This window comes from Actinoplanes sp. NPDC051633, assembly GCF_040681735.1.
Classification (GTDB): domain Bacteria; phylum Actinomycetota; class Actinomycetes; order Mycobacteriales; family Micromonosporaceae; genus Actinoplanes.
Map to the genome: position 1 here is coordinate 1 of NZ_JBFAZH010001199.1, position 2,313 is coordinate 2,313.

The following is a 2,313-nucleotide window of genomic DNA, read 5'->3' on the forward strand; positions in this document are numbered from 1 at the left end:
CCCTGCAAGGCCCGCAATAGGACGTACGGCAAGCGAAAAGTGGTAGCGCACGCACGCATCCGGGGGCCGGATACGTGCGTGGGCTACCACTTTTGTTGTCAGGCCGGGACGATCAGGGCTTCCGTCAGGAGGCGGCGGGCCAGGACCAGGCGGTCGGGGTCGTCGTCGAGCGGGAGGTCGCCGACCCGGTTGGTCTCGCCGCCCAGGGCAACGCGCAGCGCCGGCTCGCAGTAGGCCGGGAACCGTAGCGTACGGCCCACCAAACGCAGCACCACCTGCTCGGCGCCGTCCTCGGTGAGCTGCCAGCGCAGGCCGTCACGCACCTGGACGCGGCTGTCCGGGGTGAGCCGCTGGGCGAAGTCGAGCTGCCCGAGGGGGCTGATCGGCTCCGGTCGCGCCGCGGGCCACACCCGGTCGCGCAGCCGGCCGGCGACCTCCGCCGGATCGACGGTCGGCAGCCAGTCGCGCAGGGCGGCGACCGTCGAGCTCAACTCGTCGCCGAGGTCGTCCGGGTCGGTGATGTCCAGGCCGTAGGGCAGGCTCGCGCGCAGCCGCTCGTCCGACGCGGCGAGGGCGAGCAGTTCCTCGACCAGGGCGTACCGGGTGAAGGCGCGGACCCCGACGGTCAGGTGCAGGGAGCGTTCGCCCTGGGCCTCGGCCGAGTGCAGCCAGCCGCGGGGCAGGTAGAGCGCGTCGCCGGGGGCCAGCACCACGTCCAGCGCGGGATCGCCGTCGGCGGTGGCCGACACCTCGTCCTTGCGGCCGCCCCACGCCTGCTTCTCCAGCGGGTCGGTCAGCACGGGCGGGTGGATCCGCCAGCGTTTGGTGCCGTCCACCTGCAGGACGAACACGTCGTGCGTGTCGTAGTGGGTGCTGAAGCCCTGGCTGCCGGGCGGGGTCAGGTACGCGTTCACCTGCAGCGGCTGGCGCAGCTCGCCGGCCAGCTGCCGGGTGAAGTCGATCAGCGGCGACCAGATCCGGTGAAGGCCCTGCAGGACCAGGGTGGCGCCGTCCGCGTACAGCCGCATGATCTTGTCGTCGGCGACCTGGTCGCCGATCTCCGCGCCGAGCCCGCCGGAACCGGTGAAGCGCGACGCCGGCAGCACCGTGCCGCGCTCGGCGACCCGGATGAACGGCGTGCGCAGGCCCCGACGGCTCAGCAGCTCGTCGACGTCCTCCGGGGAGAGCAGGTCGGCGAAGCCCGACCCGGGCAGCTCGCCGGCGCGGGAGAGCAGCGGCTGCCGCCCCCAGTACGCGTCGGCGAACTTGTCCGGGTCGGTCGCGATGAGGCGGGCGAGAACCATCAGGCCGTGCCGTCGGCGCCACCGTCGTGGCCGCCGGGGTTGGCGCCGCCGTCGGCCGGGCCCTCGTCGCCGGCGCCGCCGTCAGCACCGCCATCGGTTCCGCCCGGGTTCGCGCCGCCGTCGGCCGGACCCTCGCCCGCGCCGCCGTCGGCGCCGCCGTCGTGACCACCGGGGTTCGCGCCGCCGTCGGCCACGCCCTCGCCCGAAGCGCCGCCGTCCGCGCCGCCGTCCTGGCCGCCGAAGTTCGCGCCGCCGTCGGCCGGGCCCTCGCCGGTGCCGCCGCCGCCCGCGGTGATGTCGTCGTCGTTGAGTCGCATCGGAGAACTCCTCGCTCGGGTGATCATTTTCAGTGCGTAGACCCCCTACCCCTCGACGATCCGGGATAACCCTGTTCGGCCCGTCACACGGCGGGGTATGCGGCAGGGATGCTTTACGTCGGCACTTCGGGGTGGCAGTACCGCGACTGGCGCCCGGGGTTCTATCCGGACAGGTTGCCGCAGCGGCTGTGGCTGGAGAGCTACGCCGAGCGGTTCTGCACGGTCGAGATCAACAACGCGTTCTACCGGCTGCCCGAGAAGAAGACCTTCGAGCAGTGGCGCGAGCGCAGCCCGGCGCAGTTCCGGTTCGCGGTGAAGATGAGCCGCTACCTGACCCACATCAAGCGCCTGCAGGAGCCGGCCGAGCCGGTGTCCCGCTTCCTCGACCGCGCCGCCGGGCTCGGCGACAAGCTGGGCCCGGTGCTGCTGCAGCTGCCGCCGACGCTGAAGGCCGACGCCCGCGCGCTTGAAGAGACGCTGAAGCTCTTTCCCCGGCACGTGCGGGTGGCGGTCGAGCCGCGGCACGACTCCTGGTGGACCGACGAGATCAAAACCGTTCTGGGTACGTACAACGCGGCGCTGAGCTGGGCCGACCGGCGCGCCCACTCGCTGAGCCCGCTGTGGGTCACCGCCGACTGGTGCTACCTGCGCCTGCACGAGGGCCGGGCCAAGCCGTGGCCGCGCTACGGGGA

3 protein-coding genes are annotated in these 2,313 nt (G+C 73.1%); 1 reads left to right on the forward strand and 2 read right to left on the reverse strand.

Annotated features, from left to right (window positions below; all coding sequences use genetic code 11):
• Positions 1-98: 98 nt before the first annotated feature.
• A complete protein-coding gene (locus AB0M20_RS38980; RefSeq protein WP_364306022.1) occupies positions 99-1,304 on the reverse strand; it encodes a cupin domain-containing protein in 1,206 nt (401 codons plus the stop codon).
• The gene (locus tag AB0M20_RS38985; RefSeq protein ID WP_364306024.1) at positions 1,304-1,621 is read right to left on the reverse strand and encodes a hypothetical protein; all 318 of its coding nucleotides are present in this window, start codon (positions 1,619-1,621) and stop codon (positions 1,304-1,306) included. Before AB0M20_RS38985 ends, AB0M20_RS38980 begins: the two co-directional genes overlap by 1 nt.
• Before the next feature lie 108 nt (positions 1,622-1,729).
• On the opposite strand from AB0M20_RS38985, the gene AB0M20_RS38990 reads away from it, so the two are divergent.
• The coding region (locus AB0M20_RS38990; protein WP_364306026.1) for a DUF72 domain-containing protein at positions 1,730-2,313 on the forward strand (584 nt) is incomplete at its 3' end.

Bases quoted from the DNA above. Each gene is read 5' to 3' on its own strand.
- AB0M20_RS38980 (WP_364306022.1), bottom strand. From the start codon at position 1,304: ATGGTTCTCGCCCGCCTCATCGCGACCGACCCGGACAAGTTCGCCGAC.
- AB0M20_RS38985 (WP_364306024.1), bottom strand. From the start codon at position 1,621: ATGCGACTCAACGACGACGACATCACCGCGGGCGGCGGCGGCACCGGC.